16 protein-coding genes and 3 pseudogenes are annotated in these 18249 nt (G+C 64.4%); 6 read left to right on the forward strand and 13 right to left on the reverse strand.

The genetic code is table 11. From position 1 onward, the window contains the following. Positions 1-460 precede the first annotated feature (460 nt). Together F3J08_RS14800 and F3J08_RS14805 are read left to right on the forward strand one after the other, a co-directional pair. Positions 461-868, forward strand: coding sequence for a nucleotidyltransferase family protein (locus tag F3J08_RS14800; RefSeq protein ID WP_166931020.1), 408 nt, complete (start codon positions 461-463; stop codon positions 866-868). Then, entirely contained in the window at positions 861-1325 is a 465-nt protein-coding gene (locus F3J08_RS14805) for a HEPN domain-containing protein (RefSeq protein WP_166931023.1), read from the forward strand. The genes F3J08_RS14800 and F3J08_RS14805 overlap by 8 nt, the downstream gene beginning before the upstream one ends. 32 nt (positions 1326-1357) lie before the next feature. Here the strand turns inward: F3J08_RS14805 and F3J08_RS14810 are convergent, their stop codons facing one another. From F3J08_RS14810 to F3J08_RS14845, 8 genes and pseudogenes are all read right to left on the reverse strand, one after another. Further along, positions 1358-2281 carry a DUF2493 domain-containing protein gene (locus tag F3J08_RS14810; RefSeq protein WP_166931026.1) on the reverse strand — a complete coding sequence of 308 codons (924 nt, stop codon included), beginning with the start codon at positions 2279-2281 and terminating at the stop codon, positions 1358-1360. A 337-nt stretch (positions 2282-2618) separates the two neighbouring features. Then, positions 2619-3656 carry a toprim domain-containing protein gene (locus F3J08_RS14815; protein ID WP_166931028.1) on the reverse strand — a complete coding sequence of 346 codons (1038 nt, stop codon included), beginning with the start codon at positions 3654-3656 and terminating at the stop codon, positions 2619-2621. 14 nt (positions 3657-3670) lie between these two features. Further along, positions 3671-4855, reverse strand: a complete 1185-nt coding sequence (locus F3J08_RS14820; RefSeq protein ID WP_166931030.1) for a DUF932 domain-containing protein — start codon at positions 4853-4855, stop codon at positions 3671-3673. 119 nt (positions 4856-4974) lie between these two features. Next, a complete protein-coding gene (locus tag F3J08_RS14825; protein WP_166931033.1) occupies positions 4975-5325 on the reverse strand; it encodes a type II toxin-antitoxin system PemK/MazF family toxin in 351 nt (116 codons plus the stop codon). After that, positions 5312-5539 (reverse strand): TraY domain-containing protein, encoded by a 228-nt coding sequence (locus F3J08_RS14830; RefSeq protein ID WP_166931036.1) that lies wholly within the window; start codon positions 5537-5539, stop codon positions 5312-5314. Before F3J08_RS14830 ends, F3J08_RS14825 begins: the two co-directional genes overlap by 14 nt. Positions 5540-5682: 143 nt before the next feature. After that, complete coding sequence (locus F3J08_RS14835; protein WP_166931039.1) at positions 5683-7746, reverse strand: ParB/RepB/Spo0J family partition protein; 2064 nt, start codon at positions 7744-7746, stop codon at positions 5683-5685. Positions 7747-7918: 172 nt separating this feature from the next. Then, positions 7919-8518, reverse strand: a complete 600-nt coding sequence (locus tag F3J08_RS14840) for a glutathione S-transferase family protein (protein ID WP_166931042.1) — start codon at positions 8516-8518, stop codon at positions 7919-7921. 619 nt (positions 8519-9137) lie between these two features. Beyond that, positions 9138-10131: pseudogene (locus F3J08_RS14845) on the reverse strand (IS630 family transposase). Between the two features lie 44 nt (positions 10132-10175). Between F3J08_RS14845 and F3J08_RS17255 the strand changes: the two are divergent. The 4 genes and pseudogenes from F3J08_RS17255 to F3J08_RS17260 all read left to right on the forward strand — a co-directional run. Beyond that, a pseudogene (locus tag F3J08_RS17255) lies at positions 10176-10423 on the forward strand (IS110 family transposase); the annotation flags it as partial. A gap of 483 nt (positions 10424-10906) precedes the next feature. Further along, complete coding sequence (locus F3J08_RS14850) at positions 10907-11779, forward strand: hypothetical protein (protein ID WP_166931045.1); 873 nt, start codon at positions 10907-10909, stop codon at positions 11777-11779. 7 nt (positions 11780-11786) lie between these two features. Further along, positions 11787-13034, forward strand: coding sequence for an MFS transporter (locus tag F3J08_RS14855; RefSeq protein WP_166931048.1), 1248 nt, complete (start codon positions 11787-11789; stop codon positions 13032-13034). 239 nt (positions 13035-13273) lie between these two features. Continuing rightward, positions 13274-13586, forward strand: a pseudogene (locus F3J08_RS17260) (IS481 family transposase); the annotation flags it as partial. 98 nt (positions 13587-13684) lie between these two features. On the opposite strand, the gene F3J08_RS14860 reads toward F3J08_RS17260, so the two are convergent. From F3J08_RS14860 to trbL, 5 genes are read right to left on the reverse strand one after another with little or no spacing between them, the layout of a single operon-like run. Continuing rightward, the gene (locus F3J08_RS14860) at positions 13685-13948 is read right to left on the reverse strand and encodes a DUF2274 domain-containing protein (protein WP_166931051.1); all 264 of its coding nucleotides are present in this window, start codon (positions 13946-13948) and stop codon (positions 13685-13687) included. After that, entirely contained in the window at positions 13941-15173 is a 1233-nt protein-coding gene (locus F3J08_RS14865) for a TrbI/VirB10 family protein (RefSeq protein ID WP_166931054.1), read from the reverse strand. Before F3J08_RS14865 ends, F3J08_RS14860 begins: the two co-directional genes overlap by 8 nt. Continuing rightward, positions 15170-16174, reverse strand: coding sequence for a P-type conjugative transfer protein TrbG (gene trbG, locus F3J08_RS14870; RefSeq protein WP_166931057.1), 1005 nt, complete (start codon positions 16172-16174; stop codon positions 15170-15172). Before trbG ends, F3J08_RS14865 begins: the two co-directional genes overlap by 4 nt. After that, complete coding sequence (gene trbF, locus F3J08_RS14875; protein ID WP_166931060.1) at positions 16171-16854, reverse strand: conjugal transfer protein TrbF; 684 nt, start codon at positions 16852-16854, stop codon at positions 16171-16173. The genes trbG and trbF overlap by 4 nt, the downstream gene beginning before the upstream one ends. Before the next feature lie 5 nt (positions 16855-16859). Continuing rightward, positions 16860-18245, reverse strand: a complete 1386-nt coding sequence (gene trbL, locus F3J08_RS14880; RefSeq protein ID WP_166931063.1) for a P-type conjugative transfer protein TrbL — start codon at positions 18243-18245, stop codon at positions 16860-16862. Positions 18246-18249: the final 4 nt, after the last annotated feature.

Genomic DNA, 18249 nt, shown 5'->3' on the forward strand with positions numbered 1-18249 from the left:
TCGGCGATCTGGCGGTCCCGGCATCTCCATAGGGGCGGATTCGCCTCAGAGTCACTGCGGACCGGTCCGTCTTCTTGCGTGATACTGCAAGAGTTTCGTAATAACGGGTTGCGTACCACCCGGTCATGGCGGCCCATGTACCGGATTGAGAGACCGTAATTTCCGGCCATTCCTCCGTTTCGCCGGGCGGTGCTTCGGCGTCGCGCCCTCGGCAGGCGGAGCAGGGATGGCCATGGCCAAGCGCATCCGATGCATTGGCCTTTTCCGACGATCTGCACCATGACAAGGGAATCAGTCATGACCATGATCGACGGCAGCATTTGGGAGGACCCGCGCAACATCGGCGGCGGCCGGATGTCGGCTGGTACGATGAGAGACGACGGCGTGGACTATCGTGTGCTATAAATGCGCGCAGTGCAGACACAGGCCAAACAACAGGCCTTCCAGTATGACGGAGCTGATGATCGACAGGCCTGCCAGCCGACGGGAACCGGATGACGGCAAGTACGCGTCGATACGCCGCGACTGGCGCCGTGACCACAGGACGCGTGCGCTTCTCGCCAGCGAGCCCAAGCTCAGGACCGTGGTCAGCCTTGCCAGGCAGAAGCTGCGGGCGAAGCAGGTCTGGGTCTTCGGCAGCCGGGCGACCGGGACAAACCGCCCGGACAGTGACTGGGACATCCTCCTCGTGCTTCCCAACCAGGCCACCGATCAGGATCTCAACCCCGTGACCGCCTGGTCCGTCGGGAGAGAGGCAGGTCTGGTCGCCGATGTCGTGGCCGAGCGGGATCTCGACGTGCGTTCAGCGGTCGATGTTCCCAACACGCTGTCCTATGTGATCCACCGCGAGGGGGTGCGCGTTGGCTAAAGGGTCGGACCCGACCGCCAAGAAGATCGGGGCACAGGTCTGGTTGGCCAACAATTTTCTCAGCGATGCCAGATTGCTTCATTCCTGCGGCAGCCGAAACGCGGTCAATCAGCTGTTCTACGCGGTCGAGGCTGCGCTGATCGCGGTCATGACAGCGGAAGGAGTCCATGTCGGGGCACAGCATCGGCACCAGCTCGCCGCGATACTCGACGACATGCCCGACGAGAACCCGCTGAAGGCGGATTTCCGCAAAGTCGAAGGGCTGACGAGTTACGCGACCACCTATCGCTATGCGACACCCGGTGGCAACGTTCCCCGCGCGCCGAAACGAGACGATGTCGACGGCTGGCTGGATACGGCCACCAGCATTATCGGTATCGTCACGAGGCATTTCGGGGTGGATGTGACGCCCGACGAATTCAACGCGGTCACGACCATCACCGCTCCGCCGCGCTGACGCACGGCGGACGTCGTGACGGAAGCGGGCGTTCACCCGACCGCGAATCGCAGGACCGGGATACCGAGCTTCCTGGCCTTGTCGGCCAGATTCTCCTGAATCCCGGTCCCAGGGAAATGCAGGACGCCAATCGGCAGCGTGTCGAGCATGGCATCGTTGCGGCGGAAGGGCGCTGCCTTCTTGTGGCGCGTCCAGTCCGGCTTGAAGGCGATCTGTGCGATCTCACGGTGATCCGCCCAGCGCGAGGCGATGAACTCGGCGCCCTTCGGCGATCCACCATGTAGCAGCACCATGTCGGGGTGCTTGGCGCGAACCTTGTCGAGCCGGTCCCAGATCAGCAGGTGATCGTTGAAGTCCAGGCCGCCGGTCACGACCACCTTGGGGCCGGGCGGCACCAGCAACTCGCCCTCGACCTTGCGGCGGGCGTTGAGGAAGTCGCGGCTGTCGATCATCGAGGCCGTCATCGTGCGGCGCGAGACCAGCGAGCCGGTCTTCGGACGCCAGGCGCTCATGGTCAGGCGTTCGAACTGCTCCTGCGCCTCGTCGCGGAAGATCTCGTAGGCGTTCCTGCGCTCGATCAGGGTCAGCCCCTCCGCGATCAGCCGCTCCAGCTCCACCGAGCGGATCTCGCTGCCGTCCTGCTCCTGCTGCCCGCGCTTCTGCGCCTGCTCGTTTCGGTCCAGCGCGCGCTCGACCTGTCCGACCATACGGTGAAAGATATTGACTGCGGACCAGAGAAGCTCTTCGAGATCGGGCTCGAGCCGCGTGTCGGTCAGCGTCGCGGCGATGGCATCGAAGATGTCGGCCACCGCGCCGCCGATGCGGTCGGCTTCGGGCAGCATCCTCGGGTCCGGCTCGTCCTCGAACGGACGGTAGCCGTAGGTCTGGATTTCGGCCAACACGCGGGCGGTCGGGGATTCGGCGTGCGGCGGTTCGTAGTCGTCGGTGCGGGTCATGGCCCGGCCCTCCTGTCGTCCGGCCGCGCCCTTCGCGGCCTTCCGGGCGTCGAAGCCCACGGGCGGGACGGCCCGGAACCGCGCGGCACGCGCGGCCGAAGTGAAGCGGAGGATGGCGAGGGGCCGGCTATTTTGCTTCGCGATGCAAAGCGCGGCCGGAAGCGGCAACGGAAGGGCGCGCGGCGGAAAATAGCCGGACCCCGCCATTGAAGGGCCGGACCGCTTGTGGGCCGATCGCCCTCTTGAAGGCCGGAGGCGCGGACCCACCGAGCGGGAGGGCACGGGCAGGCGCGCCACCGGAAAGAAGCCGAACCGCCCGCTCCCCCTTCCCGGCCCGCTAAAGGGCAACAGTATCCAGAAACCGCGCCACGTCCGGCGGGGCCAGCTGGGGATGCAGGATCGCCCGCAGCGCCCCGCGTCCGAGATGCCGGAGGTCGTCGTTGAAATCGCCCAGCCGAGGCGACAACGCGATCAACTCGATCCCAGCTTCCCCAGTCCGCGCGTCCAGCGTCGCCACGGCGTGGTCGCCAGCGGGATCGTCGTCGCGCAGAACGTAGAGCCGGCGCAGCAGCGGCGGGAAGATCAAGGCGGCAAGATGCGTCGAGGACAGGCAGGCGGCGAGCGGGAGATCGGGCAGGACCTGCCGCAGCGACAGGACCGTCTCAATGCCTTCGCCGGCGGCGAGCACGTCCGACGCGACGCCAAGGCGCACAGCATGACCGCGCAGCTTGCCCAACGCGCGACGGGGATTCTCGACCGGCGCCTTGCCGCGCCCGTCCGGGGCCAGCCAGGTGCGATGCACGCCGGTCACGAGGCCGTCAGGATCCGTGACGGCGGCGATCATCGCGGGCCAGGTCTCGGCTGGGCCGTCCCCATCAGCGCGATAGAAGCAGCTTGGGTGGAAGCGCAGGGCGGCGGTTCCGTGCAAAGCTGTAAGGTCGCGTCGGCGGAGATACGTTTCTACGGGCGTTCCGGCGATCGGGCCGGCCATCGCCCAGAGCCGCCGCGCCGCCTCGGACGAACCGGCAGGACCGCGCTCGTGAGCCGGGCGACCCCTCGACGACGGTGCCGGATCGGGACGCGGCAGGCTGAGGAAGGCGCGCGCCTCCTGGGCCACGTCGCGGAAATCTGCGAGGCCGAGGCTCTCACGGATCACGTCGAGCAGGTCGCCATGCTCGCCCGACTGGGCATCGGTCCATTTCCCGGCCGCGCCGCTCGCGGTATCGCGCAGGCGAACGAAGAGCGACCGGCCGGGCGTGTTGCGGACGTCGCCGACCAGCCAGTAATTGCCATGACGGCGGCCGGCGGACAGATACCGCCGGCACACTGCCTCCGCGCTCTCCGCCAGACGGCGGGCCAGGTCGCCCGCGTCCATTCGGGGAGCGTCCGTCACGCCACCTTCTCCATCAGCCTGCGTGCCTTCTCCTCCATGTCAAGCCGAGCGTCCTGGTTGGTCTTCGTGCGGGCCAGTGCCGTGATCCCCTGCACGAAATCGAACACGCTCTCGGGTTTGCGCCCTTCCTCATGCAGCACCGTCTCGATGACCTTGGCGGTCTCAGCCTTCGAGAATCCCCGGCGACGCAGGAAGCTCTCCCGATCCTCGTCGTTCTCCGCGACCAGCGCCTGACGCGACGCCTGGATGCCGCTGACGAACCCGGCCGGGCTGGCCGTCGCGAAGTTTCGTAGCGCCGGAGCGGCCTGCTGCACGAAGCGCGACGCCGCGAACTTGCTGTGCCGGATCGTGATCTGCTCGAAATTCTCGACACCCCAAAGCATTCTGTTCTGGCAGACTCCACGCAAGTAAAACGACGCGATGCCGAGGCTCTTGCTGCCGACCTCGCTGTTCCAGGCATAGAATCCCCGGAAATAGAGATCTGGTTCGCCGTTCGGCAACCGTCCCGCCTCGATCGGATGCGTGTCATCCACGAGAAACAGGAAAACGTCGCGATCCGAAGCGTAGAGCGTGGTCGTCTCCTTCGTGATGTCGACATAGGGATTATGGGTCATGCTTTTCCAGTCGATGATTCCGGGCACCTTCCAGTTGGTATCGCCCGTGCCGTCACCCGCGATTCTGCGCACGGCGCCGACCAGTTCGTGGTCCCAGATGCGCCCGTAATCGGGACCGGTCACTGCGCGGAGTTCCACGCGGCCGTCCTCCGTCTCTAGCGTCTTGACCAGCTCGGCACGGTGCGACAGCAGCCCGTGCTGAAGGTTGATCGCCGCCAAGGGGGCCGGGAGATCGCGCAGATAGGAGGACGGCGCTCCGACCAGACCGCAGAGCTGGCCAAAAGACCAGTGCGTGGGGGCGATCAACTCGGCCTGACCCGGCACCGCCAGCGTCAGGCGCTCGGCATCGTCGCGTGACGCCTCCACGCGGATCGCGCGGCTCTCCACCGTGCGGGCGGTGGCGCGCTCGGCGCGGGCGAGCGTCGCGGCGTGCAGATCCCCCAGTGACAGATACCGCTCGTCGTCGGGACGGCTGAACCATTCGGACGACACGCGGTCGCTGCTTGCGCCGCGCGAGGGGTCGATACGAAATCCGGCGCGGCCGGAAGCAAGAACGGAAGCGGGCATGGAAACTCTCCTCTATGCCGGATAGTCGGCATCCGAGGCGAAGCCTCCCTCTCACTCCTTTCCGGCCGGCCCGGCACGCAAAAAGCGACTCCCGGAGACCGGAAGCCGCCTGCGATGCGTCAGAGCTTTCCCCAGCCGGCATAGCGGGAAAGGATGATGCCGATCGCGGCCATCGCCGCCGGAGGCAGCGTTCCGAGCCGTTCGGCGTGCCGCGCCTCAATCGTCGCGATCTTGGAGGGACGCACGACGGACGGGGCGGGCAACCCGGCCATGACCAGATCGGCGACAGCATAATCGTCGGGCCAGCGGCGATTCTCGGCGCTGGTGATCATCGCCACCCAGAGCAGGGGCTGGGCCTCGTCGCCGAGTTCCCCATGCGAAACGACCAGTGCGGGCCGGTGCTGGCGGGTCGCCTTGTCCGTATAGGGAAACGGTACCCGCACCACGTCGCCCTGCTCAAAGCCCGGCATAGGCCCTCCGGTCGGCGGCCCCGTCCCATTCGGAGAAAGCGCCAAACGGATCGTCCCCTTCCTCCGCCGCCTTCGCGGCCAATGCCTCGGTCTCGATTTCGTCGATATGCCGGACGATCGCCTGGCGCGCGTAGAAGGTCTTGGTGCGGCCCGTTGCCGCAGCCAGGGCATCAAGCCGCCGCTCGATGTCCTCGGGAAGTCTGATCGCGAGCATGATGATGATCCTCCGCGCGTGATATACGTGTATAGCGCAACGGTGAATGACGTGCATCTTCGGATCGCTCCGCGGCCCACGTCTTGCTGTTGCGGAAAGCGGCTCCCGAAGACCGAAAGCCGCCATGTCCGTCCGGTGACGCCCTATTCAACCGGCACAGCTACGACGCCGGCCGCCGCGCCGTTCGGTATCTCGTCACCTTCCGACGGAACCGGCAGACCCTTGGTCCGCAGCGCCTCGGGCAGCCAGCCGGAACCTTCGAGCAGCCGCTCGGCGGCTTCCGCCATCTCGCCCTTCCTGAGATGCGCGATACGAACGGCGGCCTCGTCGCCCCGCGCCTCGCGCACGGTTTCGAGGATGCGCGCCTTGGTGACGCGGCCGAGATAATTGTCCACCGTCGGCTGCCAGCCCGCCTCGACCAGATCGAGCCGGAGCGCGGTCGCCAGACGGTCGGCGCGCGCCAGACGCTCGGACACGCTGCGCTGCGATACCGCGCCATAGGGCGGCATACGCTCGTAAAGCGCATTGACGCCGAGGGACAGGCAATGTGCCAGCAGGGCCAGGCGGCTGGCGTCGTCCAGTTGGTCCAGCCAGATCCAGAGCGCATCCTCGTCCTCCGGCAGGTCGTTCTTCCATTCCGCGCCGCGCCGGCGCATCCCATGCGCGGGGATGCTGCCCGGCATGTCGGGAGAGTGAACGGACAGAACGACATCCCGCACGACCACTTGCAGGCAATCCGCGCCGGAGACCTGCCAGTAGAGGTCGCGGACCAGCGTGTGCAGCAACTCGGTCAGCGCGACGTGCGGGTTCGCCGCGAAGGCGTCGCGCAGGGCGAGCGTGCGCCAGGCCGTCAGTTCTGTCAGCAGCCGGTCGGGCAGCGGCTTCAGCCCATCTTCCTCCTCCGGTTCGGCGTCGCCGATCTCCTCGTCCGTCGCGACGTGCCCTTCAATGTCGCCGTCCTCCCCGCTGTCATGGTCGATCGCCCCATCGCCGCCGCCGGTCTCCTCCTCCAGGTCCGCCGGCATGTCCTCTGGCCTAACGAAGCCGCGCTCGACCAACAGCGTGCCGTCTGTGTCGAGGCTGACGAACGCTCCAGCGCGGGCGATGTCGGCCGGATCGTAGCTGGCGGCACGGTCTTCGATCGCCGCGATCTGCTCCTCGATCTCGCCCAGACGGGCATCGATCTCGTCGGGCAATTCGTCGGCCTGCGCGTGTTCCGCCTCGATCGTCTCCCGCTCCGCGCGCAGGGCTTCGAGCCGCGCCGTCTGGTCATCCGACAGGGGAACCGGCTTACCATCGATTTCATCGAGGCTGCGCGTGTGTTCCCAGGGGAAGGATAGCGCCGTTTCCACCCATTTCCACCCCTCGGCCCGGATGTCTTCCGCCGCCACGGCCAGCTTCTCCATGACCAGCCGGTCGAGAAGCGTGGGATCCTCCAGCCAGCCGCCATCATCAGTCTCGAACAGGTCGCGCAGGAGATGCCCGCCTGCGGCCACATAGGCGTCCAGCCCGACGAAACGCGCCCGGCGGTCGGAGGCGCGGACGGCCTTCTCCGTCAGCATCCGCCGGATCAGGTAGGGCTCGCGATTGTGACTCTGCGACAGGATGTCCCAGACCTGTTCCTGACGGGCATGATCGTCGCTGATGGAAAAGGCCATGAGCTGGTCCAGCCGGATTCCATCCTCCTCGTAGAGCGACAGCAGCTTCTCCGACACGGTGATCAGCCGCAGGCGCTGCTTCACCACGGCGGGCGTGACGAAGAACCGGGCGGCGATCTCCTCCTCGGACTGGCCCTTCTCCAGCAGCGTCCGGAAGGCCCGGAACTGGTCCAGCGGGTGCAGGTCCAAGCGCCGGACGTTCTCGGCCAGCGAGTCCTCCTCGGCTGGGATGGATGAGCCGACCTCGCGCACAACGCAGGGGATCGGCGCGGTCTTGGCGAGCTTCTTCTGCTTCACCAGCAGTTCCAGCGCGCGGAATCGGCGGCCACCGGCCGGCACCTCGAACGTGCCGGTCGCCGCCCCCTCGGTATCGAGAACAGGGCGAACGTTCAAACCCTGCAGCAACCCACGGCGCTCGATGTCGGCGGCGAGCTCCTCGATCGACAGGCCGGATTTCACGCGCCGGACGTTCGCCTGCGAGAGCGCGAGCTTGTTGAAGGGGATGTCACGCGATCCGTTCAGCGTGATCTTCTGAATGGCACTTGCCATGACAGGAAACTCCACGACGGACGGCCGGAAGACCCTCTCCCCGCCTCGAAATCCGTCGCGAAACCCCTCCCCTTCCCTCTCCCTTTACTGAACAACGCCCTGCACGACAGAAAACGGCTCCGAGAGACCCGGAGGCCGCAACGGAAGGACAATGTCAAAGGTGGAACGTCGTCTACGCGTCCACGCCGATATACCCGGGCAGCGCCTCGACCCGCCCGATCCACTGACGCAGAGCCGGATAGATATCCAGTGCGATGCCGCCTTCCGGTGCCAGCGTCAGATAGGGATAGGCGGCACAGTCGGCCAGAGTCGGCGCATCTCCCGCCAACCAGACGTGGTCAGCAAGATGCCGATCGACGATGGCAAGCGTCCGCGTGCTGGCGGCTATGGCATCGTCATACCGCAACGGATAGTCGAATTTTTTGACCAGTCGTGCATCCGCGGGGCCATGCTGGATTTCGTTGACGCTGACCGACAGCCATTCGACGACGCGGGCTCGCGCAGCCGGCTCGCTCGGCCACCAGTCGGCGTTGCCTTGTTTCTCGGCGAGATAGACCAGAATGGCCTGGGAATCCCAGATGACGGTTTCTCCGTCCTGCAGTACCGGCACCTGCTGCCACGGATTGAGCAGTGTGAATTCCGGCGTCTTGTGCGCGCCGGCGGCGAGATCGACATCCCGAATGTCGAGTTCGATGCCCGCCAGGGCCGCGAAGAGTCGGACCTTGTAGCAATTCCCGGAGGGCGGACAATTATAGAGTGTCGGTCGTGTCATAACCGGTCGTTCCTTTGTTCTCTCCGCTGGGGCACGCTCGCGCTTGTGCGGCGTTCCAGTCCTAGGTCAAAATAACATCAGCGTTCGACGCGAAGAGTGACCGGTCCGTACAATTGCATCTGCACGCGCTTGACCCGGCCCTTCCCTGGCGTCGGGCGGGTGATAACGTGTTTGCGAGAGGCATAGCCACGCCCTGCCTATTTCCAGCGATGAATAGCCAGGGCCGTTCACCGCGTGGACCATAGGTCCGGGTGTTGTATTCGGCAGGCCGCCCGACATAGGAGGCCGCCTCGTCGCAAAAAGGCGTTATCACGCGCCGATAGGCATCATAGCGACCACCCCGGTAGCGGCAAAGCCCGAACGTAGCGTCGACGGTGGTTCCTGGACGGGCATGTCAGGAATTTATGGAATGGCCCGCCCCTCATGAAAACGGCGTATGATGCCGTAGTCCGATAGGGGAAGGAGGATCCCGTGAAGATCGCGGCTCTGGGTATCGATTTGGACAAGAACAACTGCAGCGGTGTCGGTGTGGATGCAGCGGGGCGCGTCTTTCGCCGCCGCCAGCGTTCGTCATTGGTGCGCCTGGCGGCGGACTTGCCGCGATGTCTGATACCAACGGCTATAGTCTCTGACCTGTGTGAGCCCACTGCCTGAGACCAATGGATCGGATGGCGTCTGGGCGTGCGACGAGGTTGTTCCAAGCGGTGCATGCGGCGTCGATGATGTGCTCGATGCCGTCGAAGACGGTGTTGGACAGCCAGTTGGCGCGGAGGAACTGCCAGACGTTTTCGACGGGGTTCAACTCCGGCGCGCGTGAGGGCAGAAAGATCAGGCTGATGTTGCGCGGCAGTCTGAGTTTCAGCGTCGTATGCCAGCCGGCGCGATCGAGCAGAACGGCAGCGCCAACCCCGCCGCCTTGCCGCGGGCGGGGCAGATCGCGCCGAATAGCCAGGCATTCTCGTAGCGCTGGTCGGCCGGCTGGCGCGGTCGGGTGCCTCGTCTGGCCCACTGACGGACGATCCCGTTCTTCTGGCCGATGCGGGCCTCGTCCTGAAACCACAACTCGATCGGCTTGCCGCGCGGCAGATGGCCAATGTGGGCGCTCAGGATGGTCGGGAAGTTTTTTTAAACGCCTCCATGACGGACGGATCCTGCCCGGGGTGACGCGGCCGGGCGCTGACATGGCTGAAGCCCAGACGCTTCAGCAGGGTGGAGACGTGGCGCTCGTGATACGAAACGCCAAAGCGTTCTTCGATCACCCGCTGCAGATCCACTCGCCGCCAGCGCACCACGCCGTCCCGGGCCAGGTCGGGACCAGCCTCGATCAACCCTGCCAGCTCCGCCTGCTGACTCGCCGTCAGGCGGCAAGCTGGCCCAGGATTACGTTGGCCACGCAGTCCAGCGGGCCCCATATCGTTGAACCGATGCACCCAGTCGCGCAGCGTCTGCCGGTCCATGCCGCCGATCCGCGCGGCCTCCGTCCGACTGACCCCGTCACACACCGCCGCCAGCGACAGTAGCCGACGCGCGACATTCGCGTCCCGGCTGCGCGATGCCAAACGACGCAGCGCCGATGCCGAATAGTCCTCCCGCAATGATACCGCCGCCGTCATGCCCCGATCCTCCCCACAGCAAGAGAATCAGAGCCCGTGCCTAGCGTCACCTCACAGACGAGTCAGTGATCACACCCGTTGGTATGATTGCGATGGAGGCCTGCTTCGGAGCCCTTCATCTTCGGCGGGTTTTTGGGAGCAAGGGCACGAGGTACGTCTGACGCCAGCAGAGTACGTCCGGTCCTACGTCAAGACGCAGAAAAACGACGACCGGAATGCCAAGGCGATCGCTGAAGCGGCCGCGCGGCCGACCATGCTGGTTGTTCAGCTCGAGGAGGAGGAACAACTGGACAGGTAGGCAGGATCGGTAACCTTCGGCGCACGTTGGGACAGGTCGCGGGAGACGCCCGCGTTGGGGACCTTCGTGGGCTCGTAGAAATGGACGCTTCGTGGAAAATAGTTGATATCGGTATTTGGCCCCATCTTTGCAAGCCGAAAACACTCCGGGAGGTTTCCAATAGCGATCACATGCATCGCATACGGAATGAAACTCAATTCGGTGAGGGGGTTCCAGACCTTCCACGCTCGACGCCAGATGTTCCCCGGCCCCGAACGGCCGGTACACGGTCGCCGTTCTCGTAAAGGGGTCGATGCCAATCGGTGAGACGCTGTGCCGCGCATGCGCTGGTGGATATCGAAGGTAACTTTATGACTTGCCAATCGTACCGATCGGTGCCTATGGTGCTACATGCGTAGTCGTCATTCGACGCGCAGGTACTCTACGCAAACATGAGGGTTGCGGCGCCAAAGTTGTTATCCATCAGGAGCAACGATAATGAGACATTTCCTAGAGATCGTCGATAGCGAAATTGCATTGGTTGAAAACGAGGCAGCACGAACAGCGCTCCATCGCGGATATGATCAATCGACAACCGCGCTGAGTATCATCGAGGGTTTTTTTGACGAATTTGCCCGCAAGCGCTGGTCCGAGGACGCACTCTGTGTATTTGCCAAAAACTGGCGGTCTCCCGGCACAGGGGCTGCGAGTTTCTGCGCATTGGCCTTTCGTCTTCTCTCGTTAGCTGAGCAGACGCCCGACAGAGACAAGCAGTTTTTGCTGTTTCGTTCAGCAACCCGACTTGCTGAAGTTTCTCATGAAGATACTGGGATTGGAGGTATCGATCATCAGCAGCTTTACGAGCAATTTGCCGATGCATTATGTGGAACTGACGAATGGAAGAGAAACAGTTACCGCGTCACCGGTGCAAAAGACTTCATGGCCTCCGCTAATGCCTATCGCCAAAACGGACAGGACCTAGGGAAGGCAATCACCATTTCCTTGCCCGAGGAATTGTATAACTTCGGCGAATTCACGTTCGCAGCGCCCTATTTTGGACGGTGGCATAAAGATGTGATTGGCAAGCCTGTATCGTCTCTCAAGGCCGATCTCAAGTTCGTCTATGATCACCTCGGCTCGACTGAGAGTGGGCATTTCGCCTCCGTTGTTATGGGCCTGGAGGACTATTGCAACGCGACAGGACAAGCCCCCGATTGGGGTTTCCTAGAAACAGCGACGTCTGAACTACTCTTTAGTTACGGAAGATTTTATGAGTCTCTACTAGACGCCATGAAAACTGCGGACGGACCAAAACAGATAGACGTCATCGCCAATGTCTCGAAACCGATGCAGCAGCAACCCCGACTTTGAACAAAAGATGACGACGGTTCCAGATCGCGCCGGGTCAGGAGCAAAAGCCCCATATCTGGGATGGGTTCTCCTGGTAACAACTTTGTGTCAACTTGGCGCGGGTACGCTGAGCCAGGGGATCGGAGTTTGGGGTGCGGCTGCAAAGCCGCGTTTTCACTTGTCCGATGCGGCGGTCGGTATATTGGCAGGGCTGTCAAGCATCGCGACCATTTTCGGACTCTTCGTAATAGGAAGGATCCTCGACCATCGCGGTGAACGAGGCCCGATCGCGGTTGGTCTCTGCATTCTCTCGCTTGCCGCTATTATCATGGCCGTGAGCCCAGATTGCTTCGCCTTCGGCTTCGCTATGATCCTGATCGGTATCGGATATGTCCCGATCCAGCCGGGAGGCACAAAAGCCGTTCTAGGCTGGTTTCCCCCAAGGTCGCACGGGTTGGTTGTGGGAGTGCGTCAAGCCGCACTGCCACTATCTGGCGCGCTGATCGCCTATTTCTTGCCCCGTGAACTGGCGGCGATGGGCTGGAAAACATCGGCGCTCCTAATCGCCGCTTTCCTAACTTTCATTTGTAGTCTGTTCTGGAGCAGTTACAGGAATTACCATGTCGCGCAACCTCCTCTGGCAAGAAAGGGATCACTATATAAGTCGGCGAAGCAGATCATGCGGATCCCAGGCTTTTCCAATGCAACAGTGCTGGGGATATCGCTTGTGTCCATTCAAACCACAGTAAGCATTTTCTGGGTCATCTATTTGCAGCGTAAAGCAGCGCTTTCACTTGCACCCGCCGCTGACGACTTCTTTAGAATCCAGATGGCCGGAGCAGCGGGAAGAATCATTTTATCATGGGCAGCATCTCGTTTCCATCGAGGGCCGAGGAGAACAGTGATACTGTGCTGCGTTGGCGTAGCCTGTCTGCTGCCTCTGACCATGGTGCTTTCGGTAGCGAGTTGTTTTCCTGCGCGAGTGGCGTTCGGTATCGTCCTGGGATTCTTTGTTTTCGGCTGGTATGGGCCATGGGTCACATGGCTGGCGGAACTAGCACCCCCGCACAGTGTTGGCGAGATGCTCGGTTTGGCGATGGCGTTCAATCAGATCGCAATTGCCGCAACCCCCTTCGCAATGTCCGGTCTTATATACTGGTCGAGCACTTATATTACGGTATGGTTGGTTGCAGAAGTAACAGCAATCATGTCTCTGGCCTTCATATTCGTATGGCCGACGCCAATAGATAGAGCGCCCGCAAATATTTATCATTGATTAGGGCGTTAAAATCACCCGAATGGACACAGTCGTGATCCGACAAACGGCCTTCAGTTTTCCAGTAGCGAAGCATTTATTGGGATAGGCCTCGGCAGGCATTCACAGAGAATGCTTGGCGCTTCACTGTATCGCGCCGGCCTGTTCTGTCCCGGAGTAGCCGCTGATGCTGGCCATTCATCCGAATACCGGCACATGCCTTCCGGGGGGTTGAGATCGCTTGGTCCGCCGAGCGCCCAGGCGTCCTGGCAGCCCGCTATGACGTCTTGTATGTCGCCATCAGCTGCGCTTCCCGCTACGTGCACCTGGCCGTCAGGGATGACGAGACTACGGTCTCGGCGGTGACCTACTTGACAAAGCCACTTGGCGCGTTCCCGTTCCGGATCACGCACGTGCTGACCGACCGAGGGTCCTATTTCACCGTCGATGCCTTTCAAACCGCTTGCGCCCGGCACGGCATGCAGGCACCGCAAGACGAAGCCTTACACGCTGCGCACGAACGGCATGGTCGAGCGCTTCAACGGCCGAGTACGGCAGGAGGTGCTCCGCATCATCGAGAACACCAAGGGAGTCTCACAACCAGACACACAATCAGCAGTGGGACGCGACCCCAACCCGACACACTGCTAGAGGCACCGAATACCGGCCGGTCATATCCTTCCGAGCGGGCTCGCCGACCCGCCTGTGGCAATGTCCTTGCGCTTCCTAAGGAACACCCGGTCGCGCTCGATGAAACGTGCGACCATGATCGGGACCAGACGAGCCGGGTTCTTGCCAACATTCCCCTCCGCGCCACTCTCCTCCACGAGGAACCGGGCGTAAAGCAGGAGGTCTCGGTGTATCTCGGCGGGAAACGCCACGGTCATCCGCACCGGACGATTGTCGGGAATCGCGGTGATGCGGAGCTTATCCATGATGGTGATTTCCCTGCTCGACATAGGGTTTCAGGATCAGATCCCGCGAGACGATGAGGGTGAACGGCAGTCCCGGCCGGTCGGTCAGCGTCGGCTGGACGTTGAGAGAACGGTCGACAAGGCGATTGCCGACCATCGAGAAGCCGTTACTGGCCCCGCTGCGGATCGCCTGGGCCAGGTTGTTCTCGCTCTGACTGGTCCCCGCCTCCGAGCCGACGCTGAGCAGCGTGGTGACGAGCGCGGCCTTGAAGAGCTGCCCCCAATGATTGTTCACCTCGTCCGACAGCCCCGACTGGCCGATGGCGTCCGCGCCCGGGAGCTTCTCCAGCACGAGACTTTCGCCATTTGGAAAGATCAGCCGGGTCCAGATGATCTGGGTGCGTTGCTGCCCGAAGGAGACGCCGCTGTTATAGGCTCCGAACAGGGTGCTGCCCTGCGGGATCAGGAGATACAGGCCGGTCGGGCTGTCATAGACGTTCTGGGTGACGTGCCCCACGATCTCGCCCGGCAGGTCGGAGCTGATCTTCGTGTTCAGCGCGCCGGCGATCACGGTTCCCGCCTGCAGCACGTAGGGTGACGCCACCGGCATGATCCGGTCGGAACTGATGGTCTGCCGATCGGGCTGACCCGCGAGGAAGGCAAGATTTCCGGCCTGGACCCCGTTTCCGACGGGATCTTGCCGGCGATCGGCGATCGGCGCGGGAATGACCTGACCATCGTGCGGATCGCGTGCCTCGACCGAAGCGAAGAGCTTGCTACCGATGGCGGCGTCGACCTCCTGCTGTGCCCGGCGCGCATCCTGATCGCCGATCGCACCGGTGGGGACCGACTTTCCGCGTTCCTGCGCATGCAGGATCGGTCGTCCGAGATCGCCGGGCAATGCCGGTCCCAGTTTCGGGACGCCGGCATAATCTTTCGGGAGATTGTCCAATCCGGCCGCAGCGGGCGGCGAGGCGCTGTCCGGGCCGGCTGACGCCGGCGGCGGACGATGGCTCGCTTCCAGGGCATAACCCAGCGCGAACGCGACGGCGATGACGCCGACCCCGCCGAGCGACCAGATCACGCTGCGCGACAGGCGCACCACGCCCGGCCGCTCGGCGCGTAGACGCAGGTCGGGCGGGGAGACCGAAGCCGGAGATGGCGACGGCGCACCGCCCGACGCCAGCCCCTGCCCGGCGGGAGGGATGCCGTCCGGCCCCTCCGGTGCCTCCTTCTCTTCGCTCATGACGGCTGGCCATCGGTACGCACGATGCGCACCCGCTGCTCGCTGGTCTTGTCGCCCAGCCGCAGTTCGGCGGCCGCGAACAGACGATCGACGATCATCCAGTTCTGGCGCACGCGATAATTGACCAGTTCCGGCCCGCCATCCGCCCCCAGCACGAAGAGCGGTGGCAGATCGCCCTGCCCGATCCCGCTCGGGAACGCGATATAAACCTTATGCCCGTCATCGAAGGCCCGGCTAGGCAACCAGGGCGGTGTCCCTCCTTTCACAGGCTGGATGGCATAGCGGAAATGCAGGTCGTCGAGATCCAGATCCGTCGCCACCGGAGTCTCTTCCTCGGCTTCGCTGTCCTGGCGGTGCAGCGCAATCAGATCGTCCTCGGGATAGTCCCACGACACCGAGGCCATATAGGTCGCGGGCGTGGCGCGCAGCTCGGCCAGATAGGTCCGCCGGTCGGTGTTGACGATCAGGTTGGTGGTGAGGTCCGGCCGCGTCGGCTTGACCAGGATATGCACGCGTTTCGTCGTGCCCGCCCCGCTGCTGGTGTCGCCGATGATCCAGCGCACGGTGTCACCGGCGGCGACGGGGCCGCTGCCCACCAGTTTCTCGCCCGGCTGGAGCATGATGTCGGTGATGTCGCCGGGCGAGGCATAGACCTGATAGAGCGCCCCCGCGCTGTAGGGATAGACCTGCACCGCGTTGATGAACCCGGCCCGCGTCGGCTGGATGCGTGCGGCCAGATTGGCCTGCGTCACACGCGCCGTCGGATCGGCCACGTCCGGCACGGCGTGTCTGGATCGGCGTGAGGGCAAAGGCTTGAGTTGCCCCGGCAACGGCAGCGGCTGCGGCACTGCGACCACCTGAACCGGCTTCGGCGGGTCCGGCAGGCGCGTGGCCAGGACCGCGTCGTCATAGCGAATGACGGGGGGACGATACTGCCCGGCGCAGGCCGAGAGCAGAACGAGCATCGCCAGCGGCAGGGCGCGCATGAGCAGCCGGATCATTGTCCGAGTTCCTTCGACCAGTTGATGGCAGAGACGTAGATCCCGAGCGGGTTCTTCCGCAGGCGGTCGGCGTCGTGCGGCGGGGCGATCACCACCGTGACGATCGCCGTCCAGCGCTCGGTACCGGTGAAGGCCCCGTCGCGATAACGGCGTTCGGTCCAGGCGACACGGAAGCTCGACGGCGAGGCCCGGATCACAGACGAGACATCCACCTCGACCTGTTCATGCCCGATCCGGGAGAAGGGGTCGTTCAGGCGGGCATAATCGTTCAGCGCCTGCGCGCCGGGGATTATGGTGAAATCATAGGCACGCAGCCAATTCTGCCGGACCACGACCGCGTCGGCGGAGAGCCCGCGCACATCCTCGACGAAACGCGCGAGATACCAGGCGATCTGCGGATCGGTCGGCGTATAGCCCGCCGTTGCGGACGCGACCACCTGGGCCTGCCCAAGCCGGTCGACCTGCACCACCCAGGGTACGATCGTTCCCCGCGCCGACTGCCAGACCAGCCCCATGCCGAGGCCGGCGGAGAGGACCAAGGAGCCGAAGGCCATCAGCCGCCAGTTGCGGGCCTGGACGCGGGCGGAGCCGATCCGCTCGTCCCAGACCTGCGCGGCCTTTTGGTAAGGCGTGACGGGTTCGGGCGTGGTGCCGTAGCGGGTGGTGGAGCGACGGAACATCGTCCTCATTCCTTTTCCGAAAGGTCGATCGAGGCGGAACCGCCGCCGCCATCCGCCGCGCGGATGATTTGGGCCGCCTCGGCGGCGTGGGTCGCGGCGTTGCGGCGTTTCATGGTCCGCGCCCAGCGCGGGGGCTTGCCGTCCGGGGCGCCCCCATCGCCGCCGGAAGCACCACCGCCCTCACCGCCACGTCCCGCCTCGCCAGCCGACCCGCCCGTGAAGCGGCCGCCGGTCGCCGTGAAGGCCCCACGGCCCCCGGCGGCATAGCTTTCCTTCATGGCGGACGCGGCCGACGACGCCTTGGTCTTCACGGCATTGGCGGCGGCACTCGCCGGAGCCCTGGCGACACCGCCCAGACCGGCGGCCATCCGTGCCCCGGCGCTCCCGCCCGCGGCGTTCATGGCGCCCATCGACCAGGCCGTGGATGCGGCTCCGGCGGCAGCGGCTCCGCCTCGGGCGGCGGCGGCCGTGGCGGCCAGCGCCGCGCCTCCCCCGGAGATCGCCGCGCCGACACCCGCAACGGCGGCAGCGCCCATGCCACCGACGGCCATGCCCGTTCCCACGGCAGCACCCGCGCCAAGCTGCGGGGCGCCGGAGATCAGCCCGTTGGCCAGCGCGCCGCCGAAGATCGCCAAGCCCACAATGCACAGCGAGGCCAGCACGACGGACAGCGACTGGCCGATGGTCGGCGTGGCGTCGCCATAGGAGGTGGTGAACTGCTTGAACAGGACGGAGGCGATGGCGGAGATCACCGCCAGCACCATGATCTTCACGCCGGACGACACGACGTTGCCGAGCACCTTCTCTGCGAGGAAGGATGTGCGGTTGAACAGGGCGAAGGGGATCAGCACGAAGCCGGCGAGGCTGGTGAGCTTGAACTCCACCAGCGCGACGAAGAGCTGCACGGCCAGGATGAAGAAGGCCGCCAGCACGATCAGCCAGGACAGGCAGAGCACGAGAATCTGCACGAAGTTGGTGAAGAAGGCGACGGGACCGAGCAGGTTATGCACCGCGTCGAGCAGCGGCTGCGCGGCATCGAACCCGGTCGAGGCGAGACGGCCGGGGCGGAGGAAGTCCCCCAGCGCCAGGCTGCCGCCCCCGGCCTCGAGACCGAGCCGCGCGAAGCTGTCGAACACCACCTTGGACAGATCATCGAACTTGTCGATGACGAAGGCGAAGAAGCCGATATAGAGCGTCTTCTTGACCAGCCGCTGGATGATGTCCTCGTCCGCCGCCCAGGCCCAGAACAGCCCGGCCAAGGCGATGTCGAGAACCGACAGCGATCCGGCGAGCGATACGACGCTGCCCTTGAGCAGCCCGAAGCCCGAATCAATGGTGGTCGTGAAGGTGTTGAGGAACGAGTCGATGATGCCTAGATTGTTCGTCGCCATCGCG

The organism is Asaia sp. As-1742, from assembly GCF_011753235.1.
Classification (GTDB): Bacteria; Pseudomonadota; Alphaproteobacteria; order Acetobacterales; family Acetobacteraceae; genus Asaia; species Asaia bogorensis_B.

Excerpts from the sequence above, each read along its gene's own strand:
- F3J08_RS14800 (WP_166931020.1), top strand. The coding sequence starts at position 461 with ATGATCGACAGGCCTGCCAGCCGACGGGAACCGGATGACGGCAAGTAC.
- F3J08_RS14810 (WP_166931026.1), bottom strand. The coding sequence starts at position 2,281 with ATGACCCGCACCGACGACTACGAACCGCCGCACGCCGAATCCCCGACC.
- F3J08_RS14815 (WP_166931028.1), bottom strand. The coding sequence starts at position 3,656 with ATGGACGCGGGCGACCTGGCCCGCCGTCTGGCGGAGAGCGCGGAGGCA.
- F3J08_RS14820 (WP_166931030.1), bottom strand. The coding sequence starts at position 4,855 with ATGCCCGCTTCCGTTCTTGCTTCCGGCCGCGCCGGATTTCGTATCGAC.
- F3J08_RS14825 (WP_166931033.1), bottom strand. The coding sequence starts at position 5,325 with ATGCCGGGCTTTGAGCAGGGCGACGTGGTGCGGGTACCGTTTCCCTAT.
- F3J08_RS14830 (WP_166931036.1), bottom strand. The coding sequence starts at position 5,539 with ATGCTCGCGATCAGACTTCCCGAGGACATCGAGCGGCGGCTTGATGCC.
- F3J08_RS14835 (WP_166931039.1), bottom strand. The coding sequence starts at position 7,746 with ATGGCAAGTGCCATTCAGAAGATCACGCTGAACGGATCGCGTGACATC.
- F3J08_RS14840 (WP_166931042.1), bottom strand. The coding sequence starts at position 8,518 with ATGACACGACCGACACTCTATAATTGTCCGCCCTCCGGGAATTGCTAC.
- F3J08_RS14850 (WP_166931045.1), top strand. The coding sequence starts at position 10,907 with ATGAGACATTTCCTAGAGATCGTCGATAGCGAAATTGCATTGGTTGAA.
- F3J08_RS14855 (WP_166931048.1), top strand. The coding sequence starts at position 11,787 with ATGACGACGGTTCCAGATCGCGCCGGGTCAGGAGCAAAAGCCCCATAT.
- F3J08_RS14860 (WP_166931051.1), bottom strand. The coding sequence starts at position 13,948 with ATGGATAAGCTCCGCATCACCGCGATTCCCGACAATCGTCCGGTGCGG.
- F3J08_RS14865 (WP_166931054.1), bottom strand. The coding sequence starts at position 15,173 with ATGAGCGAAGAGAAGGAGGCACCGGAGGGGCCGGACGGCATCCCTCCC.
- trbG (WP_166931057.1), bottom strand. The coding sequence starts at position 16,174 with ATGATCCGGCTGCTCATGCGCGCCCTGCCGCTGGCGATGCTCGTTCTG.
- trbF (WP_166931060.1), bottom strand. The coding sequence starts at position 16,854 with ATGTTCCGTCGCTCCACCACCCGCTACGGCACCACGCCCGAACCCGTC.
- trbL (WP_166931063.1), bottom strand. The coding sequence starts at position 18,245 with ATGGCGACGAACAATCTAGGCATCATCGACTCGTTCCTCAACACCTTC.